The sequence below is a fragment of the Stutzerimonas sp. genome (assembly GCF_982611455.1).
Window position 1 is genome coordinate 62,405 of the sequence record NZ_CEXBBO010000023.1, and the last position, 15,536, is coordinate 77,940.

The following is a 15,536-nucleotide window of genomic DNA, read 5'->3' on the forward strand; positions in this document are numbered from 1 at the left end:
AGCTGCTGCGATGCGATTTACCAGAATGACGTTGTGTATCCCGTCAGCTATCGCGGTCATTGCAGCGTGCTCCGCTCATCGGGACTGGTCCGATTTTGCCGAGCCATTGCCCGGCCCGCCGCGAATTGTCGGGCAGCACGCTGCTGGCTGTCTGATCGGTGCCGAGCAGCTATCGCCCGAAGGGGTTGGCTATCAGGCGGTGGAGCTGGAGCGCAACCGCCATTACGGTCATCCCGATCTGGTCGATTACGTCCAGGCGTTGGGCCGTCGCGTCGACCGCGCAGGCTTTGGCTCGATGCTGGTGGGCGACATGGCCCAACCGCGCGGTGGGCCCATGCCTTATGGTCATGCCAGCCATCAGAGCGGGCTGGATGTGGATATCTGGTTTCGATTGGATCTGCGGCCGCTAAAGCGCAGTGAGCGAAAGGGCATCGAGCATCCGATTCTGGTAGATGCAGAGACCGGCGAGCTCGACCGCACGCGATGGAGCGACCAGCAGGCCGAACTCGTTCGCCTCGCCGCCCAAGACCCTCGCGTGACGCGAATATTCGTCGACGGCGCGATCAAGCGCGACCTCTGCGAGCGGCAGTGGCAGGACCGCTCCTGGCTGCAACGCATTCGGCCCTGGCCATTCCATGACGACCATTTTCACGTGCGGCTGCGCTGTCCAGCGGACTCACCCGACTGTGTCGACCAATCCCCGCCGCCTCCGGGAGAAGGGTGCGACGGAATTCTTCCGACACCGCGAACGGCCACGACGGCAAGTCCCCCTCGACCATTGCCGACTGCTTGCGAGGCGGTGTTCGAGCGATAGGCGGAGAGCAGCATTGATGAAGCCGGGGATTCGAGTTTTATGAACGTTATCGCTAGCAGCGAGCCGGTTTTTCTAGGCTGTGCCGGCTGGAGTCTGCCGCGCGAGCGGTGGCCTGCATTTCCAGCGGACGGCACTCACCTACAACGCTACGCGGGCCGCTTCGGCGCGGTGGAAATCAACAGCTCGTTCTATCGTCCGCACCGGCCCGCGACCATATATCAAATGGGCGCAGAGCGTACCGGAGGCGTTCCGCTTCTGCGTGAAGGTCCCCAAACAGCTCACCCACGAAGCTCGCCTGGTCGATTGCGAGGCGGGGCTCGATCGCTTCCTTCATGAGTGCGGGCATTTAGGCGACAAGCTCGGTTGCTTGTTGGTCCAGCTACCGCCCTCGCTTGCATTCGACGCGACCAGTGCAACGTCTTTCTTCGAGGCGTTGCGGGTTCGCTATGACGGCTTCGTCGCCATCGAGCCCCGGCATCGAAGCTGGCTGGAAGCCGAACCATTGCTACAGCAGCAGCGAATCGCCCGCGTCGCGGCAGATCCGGCTCCATTTCCGGAAGCCGCCGAGCCGGGCGGTTGGCCGGGGTTTCGTTACTACAGGCTGCACGGCTCGCCGCGTATCTATTACTCCTCTTACGATGACGGCTGGCTCGACAGGCTTTCAGCGCGGTTGGTTGAAGAACGGCAGCAGGGCGCCAACAGCTGGTGCATTCGACAATACCGCCAGCAATGCTGGTTAACGCAACAGCCTTAGAGCTTCGCCCCGAGGCGGGCCTCCTACAAAAGCAACGGCTATGCACCTATGTGTGAAGGAGGCGCGCCCCGCGGCGAATGCGGGCTGCCAACGCGCTGGATTGCAGAAGCGCCTTCATCAGGCGTAAGACGGCGCAAGCAACAGGGTATCCGCAGCGGGAGCTGACAGCGAATCACGGAAGAGGGCGAGCCCCTCGCTTGTTTCGCATACCAGGCCATATTTCCCGTGGCGATCAGCGTGTGACGATACGCACGCGACCGGCGGTGTTGCGGCGGGTGCTGCCGTGTTCGTTTTCCGCGCGGCCGGGGATAGCGGCGCCCTGTTTATCCAGATCTGCCGAAGTCGTGGAATCGACCTCGTTGACGCCAGTGCTCAGGGAAGCCGCGTCGGGGTAGCCCGTCGTCAGGGTGCCGGTACTGGCAGTGACCGGTGTGGCGTCATCGTCGCCCCAACTGGCGCTGCGTTCGTCTATATCGATCGCGCCGTTGCGCTCCATCCATCGCTATCTGCGCCTCATTGGCCAGCGTCACGGTGACCAATGTGGAGCCGCGCCGCGCTGCTTCCGGGTAACGACCAGCATGCTTGGCGGAGTCTTCGCCGAACAGCGTGTGGAATATCTTGCCAACCTTGTCGACCACCGATTCTTCGGGCTTGTCGGCCGAGACGTCGACCTGGCTGCTGTCTATGTTGTCCGGGTTCTGCGAGGCCGACAGCTGGATGTCCGCACTGGAGATTCCCTTCCCGCTGAGCTCGGTCTTGACCTGTTCCGCCTCGGCGTAACGGTCGAATGCTGCGATCAGAACATGCGTCATATCACCACCTTCAGTCATGGCTTGGCTGTAGTCCATGGCTGGCGCGTGCGGCCAGCGTCCTGATTGTTGGGCGTGAAGTGACGGCCGATGGTTCAACGGATTGTTTTGACGAATGAGCGGAGCTGGGTCCATTTCTTGATCGACGATCGAGTCGGAAGAAAGAAGCCGCCCGGTGGTCGGAAAAGCTTCGCATAGCGATGATGCTAGATAGCCATCATTCGTGGCGTGCCCTATAGTGCCGCCCGCATCGGACGGCCAACGGTCCAACGCTAAGTGTTGAGCTAGAGCCGTCGGTGTTCACAACTTCCAAGGGAATGAAAAATGAAAGCCAAGCAACTCCTGGCACTGCCACTGATCGCCGCCCTGTTGTCCGCCTGTACTGCCACCACCTCGTTGCGCGCCAGTGATCCCACCCTGGCGGTGAAGATCAACGACAACGCGCCGCTGATGCTGAAAAAACCGATCAGCAAAACCTACAAAGCCACCAGTTTCGGCCAGTACCGCTTCCGCGCGACGCAGGAAGGCATGGCGCCCATGTACGGGCTTATCCCGCTCAAGTTCAACGGCGGCTATCTGGTTGCGGACATCCTATTCTTCGCCCCGGCGGCTTTTTACAACCTGCGCGAGGTTTACCCTTTCTACGAATTCGATGTGGCGCAAGGCGTGGTGCGCTACAAGAAGAACGAAAACGATCAGTGGATCAGCTATAAGCCGACCGCGGCGGAAGCCGAGCGAGCGCAGGCATATTTCGCTGAGTAAGGCTGCGCTTCGACACACTTCGAACGCTTATGGCCGCGCGTCGACAGCCTTGTCGGCGCCGCCTTTAAAGGGTGGTTGCAGCCGCTGGTCGCAGATTGCGTTCTGCGCCTGACAGCGGCATGGCGCAGGCGTAGAATCCGCGCCGCTTGGCCCGTACCGCCTGACTTTTTCTACTTCTTCCGGTTGAGTCCCGCGCTTCTTCGAAGCCGTGGGGCGATGGCGTTGTGCGGACTCAGGTCGACCTCTCATTTCTCTTCCTCATCACCTATTGCCCGTTACGCCACCTTGGCATGACGCACCGGTGAATGAATCGCACGCCAGGCATCGCCTACATGAACGAATCGGAAACCACCCGCGCCGGGAGCTGGCTCAGTGTCGTCGCACTGGCCATGGCTGCTTTTATCTTCAACACCACCGAGTTCGTGCCGGTAGCCTTGCTCAGCGACATCGGTAGCTCGTTTGAAATGCCGCCGTCGCAGGTCGGGCTGATGCTGACCATCTATGCCTGGGTGGTGGCGCTGATGTCGCTGCCGATGATGCTGCTGACGCGCAATGTCGAGCGGCGCACCTTGCTCATGGTCGTCTTCGCGGTGTTCGTCGGCAGTCATCTGGTGTCCAGTGTGGCGTCGAGCTTCGGCATGCTGATGGTCAGCCGCATTGGTATCGCTCTGTCGCACGCGGTGTTCTGGTCGATTACCGCATCGCTGGCCGTGCGTGTGGCGCCACAAGGTAAGCAGGCGCAAGCCTTGGGTCTGTTGGCGACTGGCAGTGCGCTGGCGATGGTTTTGGGAATTCCGCTCGGACGTGTGGTGGGCGAGGCGCTGGGCTGGCGCACGACCTTTCTGTCGATCGCGGCTATCGCAACCCTCGCTGTCATTTGCCTGGCAAAGACGCTACCGCTATTGCCCAGTCAGAATTCCGGATCGCTCAGAAGCCTGCCGGTGTTATTCAAGCGTCCGGCGTTGGTCGCCGCCTATGTGCTGACCGCGCTGGTGATTACTGCGCAATTCACCGCCTATACCTATATCGAGCCCTTCGCGCAGACCATCGCTCACCTAAGCGGTGACATGACCACCGTATTGCTGTTGCTGTTCGGTGGCGCCGGCCTTCTTGGCTCGATTCTCTTCAGCCGCTACAGCGGCCGTTATCCGAAAGGCTTTCTGATCATCGCCATCGGCACCATGTCGCTGTGCCTGCTGCTGCTGTTGCCAGCCTCTCGGGACGCATCGTTGCTCGGTGCCCTGGTGGTGGTCTGGGGGATTGCCGGGATGTGCTTCGGCCTGGCGCTACAGTCCAAGGTGCTGAACCTGGCGTCCGATGCGACGGACGTCGCCATGGCCATGTTCTCCGGGATCTACAACATCGGGATTGGCGGGGGTGCCTTGCTCGGCAGCCTGGTCACCATCCATCTCGGCCTGAGCAACGTCGGTATCGTCGGCGGATTGCTCGCGGTGAGCGGGCTGGTGCTGTGCTGCTTCGCGACCTACCGCTTCGCCCGGCCGGTCGGTAGCACGGCGCTTTGAGGACTCTATTGGCGGAGTGCGGCGGGTGGAGTGCCATCCGCCTATTCATGTGATCCTGCGGGTTACTTGAGCTCGTTGGCGAAGCGGGCAACCGCGCCTACCACCTGCTTGGCGCCGTCCTGAATTTCGACGATTACCTCGCCAGCCTGATTGGCGAGTGCAAGGCCCTGAGCGGCCTGCCCGCGGCTGTTGGCCATCTCGCGTACAGCTACCTCGACCAGCGTCTGGTTCTGCTGCACGACGCTGACGATCTCTTCCGTAGCGGCGCTGGTACGACCGGCCAACTGCCGTACTTCGTCCGCCACGACTGCGAAGCCGCGTCCCTGCTCACCGGCGCGGGCCGCTTCGATGGCGGCGTTGAGTGCCAGCAGGTTGGTCTGTGCGGCGATGCCGCCGATGGTCTGGACGATTGAGCTGATCAGCAGTGATTGTTGGCCCAGCGCTTCGATTCCCTTGGTGGCCGATTCGACTTCCTCGGCGATGCGCTGCATGGTCTTGACGGTGTCCTTGACCACTGCGGCGCCGCGCTCGGCGCTGGTGTCGGTGTGCCGGGAAATTTCATAGGCGATGCTGGCAGCTTCTCTGACTTCTTCTTCGCGGGCGACCTGGTCGCTGACGACGCTGGCGAACTTGACTATCTGGCAGAGTTTGCCCTCGGTGTCGTGCACCGGGTTGTAGCTCGCTTCCAGCCATATTTCGCGGCCGCGGCTGTCGACGCGCTTGAAGCGATCGGCGACGAATTCGCCGCGGTTGAGCGTCTGCCAGAAGGATTTGTATTCAGGGGAAGCGGCATCGGCCGCAGTACAGAACTGGCTGTGGTGTTTGCCGACGATCTGATTGAGCGAATAGCCCATCGCCTGCAGGAACTGCTCGTTGGCGGTGACGACGGTGCCATCCAGGCGGAACTGGATCACGGCCGTCGAGCGAAGCAGTGCATTGATGAATGCCTCGTTCTCCTTCGCCAGCTGCAATTGTTTGGTGACGTCCCGCGCGAAGCCACGGACATGCAACAGCCCGCCGCGCTCATCCTTCATCGGATACCAGTCAATGTGCAGCCACGCCAGGCTGCCATCGGCGCGCAGATAGCGATAGTCATCGCTGATCGGTGCGAACTTGGAAACGGCGGCCCTGAAATTGTGGAAGCAAGGCAGGTTTTTCACGTAAGCCGGGACGATATCGGCCATGACGCGGCCTTGCAGCTGCTCGACACTGTAGCCGAGCGTCTGAGCAAACTTCTGATTGACCGCCGCTATCCTGAAGTCCGGATCGAGAGTGATGGCGGGCATTGTGGTGTTCATGTGTTCATGCAGCTGACGCAGCGTAGACAGTTCTGCGGTTTGGTCTTGGAGTTGTTTTTTCAGGCGGCCGTTGAACATGGTTGCACCAAGGTGGGTTTGCATGGACACGCTATCGGCTCCACCGGCGGCTTCTTGAAGCTTCTGGTTACTTTTTTCGGTGCGGTGGCCATTGGCCTGGCTGACGACGACTGGGCGGGCTCGTCTAAGGTGCCTCATCGCGAGGCCGCTTTCTGTAAGCCCGCCAGCTACTCACTCGACCTTTTCGAGCCGCACCGGAATTACCCCCGAGCGGGTGCTGCCGATGCGCTCGAAGGCGGACTTGGACAGATCAATGATTCGGCCGCGCACGAAGGGCCCGCGATCGTTGATGCGCACTATTACGCTTTTGCCGTTGCGGGTATTGATGACCTTCACTCGCGTGCCGAAGGGCAGGGTGCGGTGGGCGGCGGTGAGCGAGCCCTGATCGAATCGCTCGCCGCTGGCGGTCCGCTTGTTGTGATGCTGGCTGCCGTAGTACGACGCCTTTCCCGAGCCGATGTGTTCCCCACTCACGGCGGGCGGCTGCGGGCTCGGTGTCGGCTCTTTGGGCGGGGCCGTCGAACAACCGGCAAGCACAGCGGCCAATGACAGGGCGATGATCCAGTTGGCTGGCCTATGGCGCATATTGATCCTTGTCTGAAAGTGAATAGCCGCGTGGCATCTTCCCAATCCGAACGTCACGGCGCCAGAAGAGAATGAGGCGGCACTGCCTGTAGATCGGCTCTGTGCCTCGACCCAGCGCACCGTAACGGCGAGTACTCATCTCACGGCGCGGGAGAATGTTGTGCATCGCCGCCCGCGCGTTGCTGACCCCAACAACAAGGTCAGCGAACCTGCTCATGCTGTTCAGGTTCGCCCGGTCGAGTTGCGCTAAAACGACCAGACGTTTTCCCTGGCGACGATCCGATTACTTGCCTGGCTTTGCCAGCCATGTGTCGGCGATGCGCTGGTACTCGCCGGTGGCCTTGGTCAGGTGCAGCCATTGATCGACGTAGGCCTTGAACGCCACATCATCACGCGGCAGCAGGAAGGCCTTTTCACTGTATTGCAGCGGTTTGTCTGGGTTAACCGCGCACAGGGTCGGGTAGTTGCGCTGCTGGTATTGCGCCTCGGATGAGTCGGTGATCATCACGTCGGCCTTGTTTTCAGCGACCGATTTGAAAATCACGGTGTTGTCGTGGAACAGCTCCAGCTGCGCCTTGGGCAGCTCGCGGTGGACGAAGGCCTCGTTGGTGCCGCCTGGTGGCTCGATCAGGCGGACCGACGGTTGGTTGAGTTGCTCGATGGTCTGGTACTTCTCGACCTCGTCGCAGCGGACGAAGGGAATCTTGCCGTCCACCGTGATCGGATTGCTGAAGAAGGCCTTCTTTTGCCGTTCAAGCGAGATGGATACACCGCCCACGGCCATGTCGCATTGAGCGAGGAAGTCCGGCATCAGCGTCTTCCAGGTGGTCGGTACCCACTCGATCTTCACGCCCAGCGACTTAGCCAACGACTCGGTCAGGGCGATGTCGATGCCCTCGTACTGCTTGTCGTCGCGCAGAAAGGTGTAGGGCTTGTAGTCGCCAGTGGTGCAGACCTTGAGGGTGCCGCGCTGCTGCACGTCATCGAGCAGCGAATTCGAGGGCGCGGCGAAACTCGCGCCGCTGGCCAGCAAGACGCCGGCTGCAATCAGAGATCTCATTGTTTTTCCTTGCAAGGGCGGGCGCAGCGGCCCGGTTATTTTTCTGGTTCGTCAGTCTCAGCGAACAGCTGAAACGTACCGGACCCAGACGGCGCACCACAAGGCCGGCGACCGCCGGTTCGCTTTGTGGGAGGCCCGCCCTCGGGGCGAAGCGGTGTAGGGCAGGCTTTAGAGCGAAGCCGTGAGCCTGCTGTGGGCATTTAGCCCTGCGGCGACCGGCGGATGGTCTTCATCAGGTCATCCGGCGTGATGTGCCCGACCACGCTGGCGGCGCTGCCCGGCTGCGGCAGGTTGAGGATGTTGCCTTTGATCTTGCCGATCACGTGCATCTCGCACGGCTTGCAGTCGAACTTCAGGGTCAGCACTTCATCACCGTGCACCAGCTGCATCGGCGCCACCTTGGTGCGCACGCCAGTGACGCCTTTGGCCTGTTTCGGGCACAGGTTGAAGGAGAAGCGCAGGCAGTGCTTGGTGATCATTACTGGCACTTCGCCGGTTTCTTCGTGAGCTTCGTAGGCCGCATCGATCAATTGCACGCCATAACGATGATAGAAGGCGCGCGCCTTCTCGTTGTAGACGTTGGCGAGAAAGGACAGATGCGACTCGGGGTAGACCGGTGGTGGCACACTGACTGGCTTGCGCGCGCCGTTCGGACGCATGGTTTCACGTGCCTCGGTCAGGGCTTCGACAGCTTCACGGCGCAGGGCCTTGAGCTGAGAGTTGGGAATGAAAAACGCCTGGGGGGCGTCCACCTCGACCTCTTCGGCGTGGTAGATCGTAGTGCCCAGCTGGCTCAGGAGATCGGCGATCTGACTGGGCACCTGTTCAGGCTTCTTCGCTTCGCCGAACGGACCGGCCAGCGAGACCGTGGCATAAGCGCTTTCTTCGCTGGTGACGTGAAGTTCCAGCTCATCTGCACGCAGCTTGGCCAACCAGCGGACGCCAACGCGGCGTTCGGCGGAAGTCTTCAGCAGTGCGTTCTGCCAGTTGTGATCCAGATTGCGGTTCAGCGGATGGTTCGGCCGTAACTGACGCAGGGCCGCCGGCATCTCGTTAGGTTCGACGCGGTATTGCCAGAACGATTGGCCGTCCTCTTCGAACTGCTTCAGCGGCTCGACCACGCTGGCGCGAAAGCCCACCACGTCGCGCTTGACCAGCACATTCAAGCCGTCGCCATTGGACAGCGGCTCGCGCGTCTGCACGGTCAGGTCGTGCTTGCCGACCTTGAGCACCTCGCCCACGGCCAAGCCGGTGAAGGTCGGCGAATCGAAGGCGCCGATGTCGATCTTGCGGTCGGTGACGAAGTAATCGGTGCTGCCGCGGTGGAAGGTCTTGTCCGGGTCCGGCACGAAGAAGTGCTCGGTACGGCCGCTGGAGGCACGGGCAAGGTCGCTGCGGTCTTCGAGTATCTCGTCGAGGCGCTGGCGGTAGTAAGCGGTGATGTTCTTCACGTAACTCACATCCTTGTAGCGCCCCTCGATCTTGAACGAGCGCACGCCAGCATCGACCAGCGCGCTGAGGTTGGCGCTCTGGTTGTTGTCCTTCATAGACAACAGGTGCTTGTCGAAGGCCACCACGCGGCCCTGGTCATCCTTGAGCGTGTAGGGTAGGCGACAGGCCTGTGAACAATCGCCGCGGTTGGCGCTGCGGCCGTTCTGCGCGTGGGAAATGTTGCACTGTCCCGAAAACGCCACACACAGCGCGCCATGGATGAAGAACTCGATGGCCGCGTCGGTGGCATCGGCAATCGCGCGGATTTCCTGCAGGTTCAGCTCGCGGGCCAAGACCAGCTGCGAAAAGCCGGCTTTGTCGAGGAACTTGGCTCGCTCCAGGGTACGGATGTCGGTCTGGGTGCTCGCATGCAGTTCGATCGACGGAATGTCCATTTCCATCACGCCCATGTCCTGCACGATCAGCGCATCGACGCCGATCTCGTACAGCTGCCAGATCAGCGCCCGCGCCGCTTCCAGCTCGTCGTCATGGAGGATGGTGTTGATGGTGACGAACACCCGTGCATGGAACAGATGAGCGAAGGTCACCAGCTCGGCAATATCCGCCACGCTGTTCTCGGCGTTGTGCCGCGCACCGAAACTCGGCCCGCCGATGTACACCGCATCGGCACCATGCAGGATGGCCTCCTTGGCAATGGACACATCCCGCGCGGGGCTGAGCAGTTCGAGATGATGCTGGGGTAGGGACATGAGCGCGGACCGGCTGTGAATCGAAAGTCGCGCATTGTAATGGCTTGCGGCCGGTTTGGGGTTGGCCGCTGGGCGTGTGGTGGGCTAATAGCGCCGAAGTGCGCGGCGGACGGACAAAAGCGGTAGGCCGTTCCGCGTGGAAATGTCGATCCTCAGGCGCCTCTTCGCTCCATGAATTTCAACCCAGCGCTAATCGAGCGATCTGGCTTGTAGGTCCAGTTGCGCAGGCGGTTCCTTTTCGCCCAATTGCGCACGCATTCCCCGTACCTCTTGAGTCAGCTGCTCAACCTGTTTCAGCAGGCTTTGCATCACCGCCCGGTCGGCTTCCTGTTGTTTGGCACTCTCATCGCTCTTGTCGGCGGTAAACAGCGAGCCAACGTAAGCCGCGAAGCTACCGAATAGCCCGACACCAGACACCATTAGCAGCACCGCTACGATACGACCCTCGGTCGTGACCGGGTAGTAATCGCCATAGCCGACGGTCGTGACGGTCACGATTGCCCACCAGAGCGCTTCCTCCGGCGTATTGATAGCGCTTTGCGGGTTAGGCGCCTCGACCAGCAACATGGTAATCGCGCCGAACGCGACCAGCAGCAGCGTGGCTGTGGCGACCGACGCGACAATGCTTTCAGCTCGGTTGCGAAACAGCAGGCGCCATATGATCTGCGTTGACTTGATCGCGCGCAGGGCACGCAGAACCTGCACGACACGCACCAATTTCGCCGCCTGCAGGCCTCCCGCCGGCACGCTGGCCAACAGGTCGATCCAGCCCCAACGCATGAACTGCCATTTGTCTTCGGCCATTTGCAGACGTCTGACAAAGTCGATGAAAAAGAACACGCAGACGATGTTGTCGATGTAACCCAAAAGCTCGGATACATCGGGCGGCAAGTCGAGCAGCAGGTCGGCGATCAGCGCTCCCACGACATACAACGAGAGCACGAGAATGAAAAGCTGGAAGGGCGAAACAGGGCGATTGGTCATGATAATGGCAAGCATGGGCGTGAGGTGGACTGCAGCTTAAGACATGAGGCGGCTCTGTTACACAGCGTAACCGGAGAGGACGAAGTGGGTGCCGAGAATCGGGTCGTCTTCGATTGCAAGAATCTAGCGGGCTGCGGAAGGGAGCATTACAGGAACCCGTGCAAAGATGTCGGTGCGGCAATAGGCATAGCCATAGCTGGGCAGGTTGCGTCGCTGGAGGCTCGACTTGAGATGCGCTCTCGGTGCATCGTCAGCCTATTCACAACCCTTCGGTTTTCGCTGGAGACTTTCATGCGCGTCCTTTCATCCTCTCTGCTTTTGTCCTTGCTACTGAGCGGCAGCAGCCTCGCTGTCGCTGCAAACGGCGGCGGAGAGGCGCAGCTGGTCGACTCGATCAATATCTATCGCAGCGCAGTGCAGCACTGCGACAGCCAGGCGAGCGAGGAGCTGACACCGCTTTCGCCCGATCCGCGTCTGGTATTGCCGGCGTCTGGCGCTGGCGATCTACAGGGCTCGCTCGCCCGAGCGGGCTATCCGATGGTCAACGTGCAGGCCATCAGCCTGTCCGGCCCGCGCGATGCGCAAGCGGCGATGCAAGCGCTGCGGGAAAGCTTCTGTCGCGTGGTGCTCGATCCGCAGTACGCCGACATCGGCATCAGCCGCGAGGGCCGTGACTGGCGAATCGTCCTGGCGCGGCCGTTGCTCGGCGGGCATCTAAAGGACTGGCAGGCGGAAGGGCAGATGCTGCTCGATGAAGTCAACCGTGCCCGTGGGCAAGCGCGGCAATGCGGCGGCAAGCCTTTCCCGGCGGCGGCACCGCTGGGCTGGAACGCGACCCTCGCCAGCGTCGCCGAAACCCATAGCCGGGCCATGGCCAACGGCAACTTCTTCAGCCCGCTCGGCAAGGATGGCCGCACGCCCGGAGATCGGGCGGAACTGGCGGGTTATGGCGGCACCCATGTAGGGCAAAACATCGCTACAGCGGTGGATCGGCCGAACAAGGTGGTCGAGGGCTGGTTAGCCAGTCCGGGACATTGCACTAACGTGATGAACCCGCGATTCCGCGAGCTGGGCGCGGCCTATGCGGTCGATCCGCAGAGCGATGCGGGAATTTATTGGGTGGGGCTATTTGGAGGGCAATGATGGGTGGAGCAGAAACTCGGCTAACCTTTGTTAGCTAGCGTTGGGAGTGGGCTGGTACGCCCAGCGTTGGGAACTCGCGACAATGCGCCGCGTCGCTAGCCAGGGTCCACCCGGCTGAGTAGCCCGGGTAGGCAGCGTTCCCCGCGCGAGCATGGGAACGCTTCAATAAATGTATGGCAACCCTATTGCCACCGGGCTGGCTGGCTAGATCAATTCCTTCTCCGCCGCTTCTTCCAGATTGCTCTTGGCGAGGTCGTTTAGCAGTGCATCGCCCGACTCGTTGAACGGCAGGGCAAAGACCAATAACAAGTGCATCCAGGTCGTCAGTATTTCCTGCTTCTGTACTCGACCCAGCTTCTTGCCTTCACCGTCGCGGAACATCATGTCCATCGTCAGGGTGTTGTCGAAGGTGCCGGGAATCAGAAAGAAGGTCGCGCCGGTGATTACCGCTAGGCCGAGATTTCCGGTTTCTTGATTGCGCAGCGTGACCGTCACGTAGAGGTCCGATTCTTCCTGTTGCGTGCTGACACGGGCAAAGCGACCACTGTCCATGAAGGCCTGCGTGAGCAATTCTTCGAGCTTGGCAATGTTGGGATTGCTCGCCGTCGGCGTGCCATTCACTGAATATTCAGTCTGAATATTAAGGTAAGCGGTCGGCTTCTCTTGCGCGGGTGCGGCCAGCGGCCATTGCTCGACCTGCTGCAGCGAATTGTGGGAGTAGGTCATGCAGCCCTGAAGACTCAGGGAGGCGGCTACGGCGAGAAGGGCTATCAGCTTTTTCATGTTTGGCTTCCGTGTCAGTTTGCAAGCTGCTGGGTGCTGTCTTGCAGCAATTGTTCGACGAGCTGTGTGAGCTGCCGCGAACCGAGCGATGTATTGAAATAGTCGTAATCCCAAAGGCCGGTGTTCTGGTTCAACACCAGCGTCTTGCGTGAGAGCGCCAGTTGCTTGCCGGCGGCATCGGTAATTTTCAACTCGGCGGCGAGGTCGTACTTGTCTACATAAATCGGCCCGTTCACCCAGATCCACACGGTCAGCGTCAGTAGCGCGCCCGGAAAATAACCGGGATGCGGAGTGCGCTTGCCCTTGAGCGAGCTGAAGTTGAACTGCAACTGAACATCCTTCTCGTCCAGCTTGGCGGGGAAATTGATGACCCGCTCGAAGTACTCACCGCGTTCGACGTGCTGGGTGATTTGCGATGTCAGCGTGTTGCTGATGTTTCTACGCTGCGCTTCATTCAGGTGCGAGTCGGAAACTTCTACATCCTTGAGCATTGCGCCGGCAGGTATCGAGTGTTCGACGATTTGCGAAGGCGGACCGATAGGTCCTGAAGGGGTGAAGGAGACGCAACCGGTCAGCGCCAGACTCAGCAGGCCGGCGGCCAGGTATTTCAACTTGCTCATGAAGGCATCCTTGAGGTTCTACGGAAAAGCATTGGCTTGCCGTGGACGGTCGCCGGCGCTCTCTACGGAGCGCTCCTTTTCGCCATCCTTGGGCGCGGCGGATACTAGCGTCAGATTGCCATCATTCAAACAGGCAATTTCTTAACTTAGGGACTCTGTCTCATTGCTCAGCCAGACGTCGATAGCCCGCTCCGTAAGCGGTTAAACGCAACGAAGTCCTGGCCGATACCAAGGCCTGGCGTCGAGCTGGAAGGGGCTCTTGTCGATCAGCAAATAGCCAATCGCTAGCGCCGGATGGTCAGGCCGATCAGGCGGGAAACCACCAGGGCGATGTACATCACACCCGCGAACTGTTCGAGCATCACCAACGCACGCGCCATTGGGGTCAGCGGCAGAATGTCACCGATGCCCACGCCGGAAAGAATGGTAAAACTCAAAAAGAGTAATTCGAGCCAGCTGCGTGGCGCTTCGGGCTCAAGTGCCGCTGTGAAACTGCCCGGCACCAGCAGCTGGCAGACGACAAAGCTGTACGCGAATGCCCAGGCAAGCAGGGTAAAGGTCGCGCCCACGGCAAACAGCTCATCGGTGGTGGCACGCTGATCTTCCATCATGTAAGCGATCAGGCTGGCTGCGGCATAGAAGTAGAAGGCCGCTTCAAGCGCTGCCAATGACAGGCTCAGCACAGGCCCACCGCGAACCTCGCCGATGATGGTCAGCACCAGAATGCACGCCGCCAGCGTAAGGGCAACCCATTGAATCAGCGGGCTGCGACGCACCATGCGCAGCGCCGCCACCAATACAACGATGCCAAATGTGCCAACGATCGCCCGCCCATGGGGCAGGTCTTCCAGAAAGGGGTACAGCACGATACCCAGCAGCTGGATGAGCAAAAGGCTGGCGGATGGGTTGCGAAGCAGAAACGATTGTTTAGTGGTCATTGCGGGCGTCAGCCGAAAGGGGATCGAAGCGTACAGTTTGGCGAGCGTGCCTGGCCACCGTCCGCTGCGCACATGAAGAGCGTCTAGGCCAGAACTTCACGCGGGTTGTACGACGTAGCGGATTGTCCCGGTGGCGCTGCGCTGAGTGATCTTTATCGATCAGGATCGCTGGCGCTCAATCATCAAGGCTTTCCCTTTTTGCTTCTCTGAAGGAGGATGCTGCCGGCTCATGCCGTCCTAGGTGCTGTGCATGGTTTGGTTTTGATTTGAAGGTAGGTGGATTGTGAAAAAGAAAAAACCCGTGGACCCCGTGCGGCAGGCCGAGAAGAACCGTGCGCACCGGATTGGCTGGTTGATTGCGCTGGCGGGAATTGTTGTCGGGTTTATATGGGTGATGCTGAAACCAGGGCTATAAGCCTTTTGAGGTTATGAGCCCGCGTCAAACCGTCGGAACCGGCGCGTGCCCTTGCTGCACGAGCGAAACAGCTACCGCTATGAATAGTGCGATGCTGCACCCAGGCCCCGCGCTGGCAACAACTCGACGGCAGCGAGACTGACCTGAGCGATGAACTTTCCTTTTTCTGATCGTTGACATAGCTGACATCGCTGCGAAGCGAAGACAGTGTCCACGGCGCTCTGCGCGCTCATCGTCGCCTTTTCAGTTGACTGAATGATCGTTGTTGCGCTATCAAATTCGAAGTGGAAACATACGTAACACCAGCCAGAAGGAGTAACACCATGAGTCCTATGATGAATCAAGACCCCGCTTTCATCCGTGGTCAATTGCTGATCGAAACTTACATGATCGTTAAAGCCTACTGCCTGAAGATGTTCAAAAAGGCTTGAGACGTTACCTTCATAATCCTCTCTACTAAACTTCAACTTTTATCATCAGGCTCTGGCGATCCAAGCTAAAATAACAAGTTCGCCTCTTCTGATTCCCCCTCCGCTTCACCCCTCAGTATCAATCTGCGCCGATTGGCATCCAGCCATTCAACGTATTCGCTTGTGTAAAACAAATGTCATTCAGACCGCTTGCCTGCTACAGGCTGGATGGGCTCTTCGTTCACCTTCCATTCTTATCGTTCGCTCCCGGTGCGCTCAGGCTCACTCGTTTCTGTTTTAGCGATAGCTAAGGATGGTCTGAAGTAGTTGTGTATTTCTGGCTGACTTCAGCCCCTGCC

The 15,536-nt window shown here is 60.1% G+C and carries 14 protein-coding genes and 1 pseudogene; 5 read left to right on the forward strand and 10 right to left on the reverse strand.

Annotation, left to right across the window (positions count from 1 at the left end):
- Window positions 1-25: 25 nt before the first annotated feature.
- Together mepA and AC2LD7_RS14670 are read left to right on the forward strand one after the other, a co-directional pair.
- Complete coding sequence (gene mepA, locus AC2LD7_RS14665; RefSeq protein WP_484598468.1) at window positions 26-814, forward strand: penicillin-insensitive murein endopeptidase; 789 nt, start codon at window positions 26-28, stop codon at window positions 812-814.
- A 39-nt stretch (window positions 815-853) separates the two neighbouring features.
- Window positions 854-1,554: pseudogene (locus AC2LD7_RS14670) on the forward strand (DUF72 domain-containing protein).
- Window positions 1,555-1,800: 246 nt separating this feature from the next.
- On the opposite strand, the gene AC2LD7_RS14675 reads toward AC2LD7_RS14670, so the two are convergent.
- Window positions 1,801-2,064 (reverse strand): hypothetical protein, encoded by a 264-nt coding sequence (locus AC2LD7_RS14675; protein WP_484598469.1) that lies wholly within the window; start codon window positions 2,062-2,064, stop codon window positions 1,801-1,803.
- Window positions 2,006-2,416: a hypothetical protein gene (locus AC2LD7_RS14680; RefSeq protein ID WP_484598470.1), complete on the reverse strand. Its 411-nt coding sequence runs from the start codon at window positions 2,414-2,416 to the stop codon at window positions 2,006-2,008. Before AC2LD7_RS14680 ends, AC2LD7_RS14675 begins: the two co-directional genes overlap by 59 nt.
- A 285-nt stretch (window positions 2,417-2,701) precedes the next feature.
- Here AC2LD7_RS14680 and AC2LD7_RS14685 point away from each other — a divergent pair, with 285 nt between their 5' ends.
- A complete protein-coding gene (locus AC2LD7_RS14685; RefSeq protein WP_484598471.1) occupies window positions 2,702-3,139 on the forward strand; it encodes a hypothetical protein in 438 nt (145 codons plus the stop codon).
- Window positions 3,140-3,471: 332 nt separating this feature from the next.
- Complete coding sequence (locus tag AC2LD7_RS14690) at window positions 3,472-4,662, forward strand: sugar transporter (protein WP_484598484.1); 1,191 nt, start codon at window positions 3,472-3,474, stop codon at window positions 4,660-4,662.
- Window positions 4,663-4,724: 62 nt separating this feature from the next.
- Here the strand turns inward: AC2LD7_RS14690 and AC2LD7_RS14695 are convergent, their stop codons facing one another.
- The 5 genes from AC2LD7_RS14695 to AC2LD7_RS14715 form a co-directional block, all read right to left on the reverse strand.
- Complete coding sequence (locus AC2LD7_RS14695) at window positions 4,725-6,038, reverse strand: methyl-accepting chemotaxis protein (protein ID WP_484598485.1); 1,314 nt, start codon at window positions 6,036-6,038, stop codon at window positions 4,725-4,727.
- Window positions 6,039-6,209: 171 nt separating this feature from the next.
- Window positions 6,210-6,623: a septal ring lytic transglycosylase RlpA family protein gene (locus AC2LD7_RS14700; protein WP_484598472.1), complete on the reverse strand. Its 414-nt coding sequence runs from the start codon at window positions 6,621-6,623 to the stop codon at window positions 6,210-6,212.
- A gap of 283 nt (window positions 6,624-6,906) precedes the next feature.
- Window positions 6,907-7,683, reverse strand: coding sequence for a transporter substrate-binding domain-containing protein (locus AC2LD7_RS14705; RefSeq protein ID WP_484598473.1), 777 nt, complete (start codon window positions 7,681-7,683; stop codon window positions 6,907-6,909).
- Window positions 7,684-7,883: 200 nt separating this feature from the next.
- Window positions 7,884-9,884, reverse strand: coding sequence for a peptidase U32 family protein (locus tag AC2LD7_RS14710; RefSeq protein WP_484598474.1), 2,001 nt, complete (start codon window positions 9,882-9,884; stop codon window positions 7,884-7,886).
- A 189-nt stretch (window positions 9,885-10,073) separates the two neighbouring features.
- Window positions 10,074-10,868, reverse strand: coding sequence for an ion transporter (locus AC2LD7_RS14715; protein ID WP_484598475.1), 795 nt, complete (start codon window positions 10,866-10,868; stop codon window positions 10,074-10,076).
- Window positions 10,869-11,159: 291 nt separating this feature from the next.
- On the opposite strand from AC2LD7_RS14715, the gene AC2LD7_RS14720 reads away from it, so the two are divergent.
- Window positions 11,160-12,011, forward strand: coding sequence for a CAP domain-containing protein (locus tag AC2LD7_RS14720; protein WP_484598476.1), 852 nt, complete (start codon window positions 11,160-11,162; stop codon window positions 12,009-12,011).
- A 204-nt stretch (window positions 12,012-12,215) separates the two neighbouring features.
- On the opposite strand, the gene AC2LD7_RS14725 is transcribed toward AC2LD7_RS14720, so the two are convergent.
- The 3 genes from AC2LD7_RS14725 to AC2LD7_RS14735 form a co-directional block, all read right to left on the reverse strand.
- The gene (locus tag AC2LD7_RS14725; RefSeq protein ID WP_484598477.1) at window positions 12,216-12,794 is read right to left on the reverse strand and encodes a hypothetical protein; all 579 of its coding nucleotides are present in this window, start codon (window positions 12,792-12,794) and stop codon (window positions 12,216-12,218) included.
- A gap of 14 nt (window positions 12,795-12,808) precedes the next feature.
- A complete protein-coding gene (locus tag AC2LD7_RS14730) occupies window positions 12,809-13,414 on the reverse strand; it encodes a hypothetical protein (protein ID WP_484598478.1) in 606 nt (201 codons plus the stop codon).
- A 284-nt stretch (window positions 13,415-13,698) separates the two neighbouring features.
- Window positions 13,699-14,352: an ion channel gene (locus AC2LD7_RS14735; protein WP_484598479.1), complete on the reverse strand. Its 654-nt coding sequence runs from the start codon at window positions 14,350-14,352 to the stop codon at window positions 13,699-13,701.
- Window positions 14,353-15,536: the final 1,184 nt, after the last annotated feature.